The 322-nt window shown below is 74.5% G+C and carries 1 protein-coding gene; it reads left to right on the top strand.

Features of this window, described 5'->3' with window-relative positions:
• Positions 1 to 237: 237 nt before the first annotated feature.
• A partial coding sequence (locus tag JHD67_RS21740) for an MJ0042-type zinc finger domain-containing protein (RefSeq protein ID WP_343214406.1) occupies positions 238 to 322 on the top strand: 85 nt, incomplete at its 3' end.

The raw sequence follows: 322 nt of genomic DNA, 5'->3' as shown, positions 1-322 counted from the left end.
CCCCCCCCCCCCCCCCCCCCCCCCCCCCCCCCCCCCCCCCCCCCCCCCCCCCCCCCCCCCCCCCCCCCCCCCCCCCCCCCCCCCCCCCCCCCCCCCCCCCCCCCCCCCCCCCCCCCCCTCTTTCATGCTCCGGCGACCACCGAGATCTACACCCGAACGTTGTCGTCGGCAGCGTCAGATGTGTATAAGAGACAGGCCCTGCACTAGGCTTGCCACAGTTCGACAACCGCGGTCCCTATGTACGCCCAATGCCCCGATTGCCTGACCGTGTTCTCGCTGAACACGGAAACGCTTGCGCAAGCGCGCGGCCAGGTCATGTGCG

It is taken from the genome of Dyella sp. ASV21 (assembly GCF_016428975.1).
Lineage (GTDB): Bacteria > Pseudomonadota > Gammaproteobacteria > Xanthomonadales > Rhodanobacteraceae > Dyella.
This window is presented reverse-complemented; position numbering and strand designations above follow the sequence as displayed.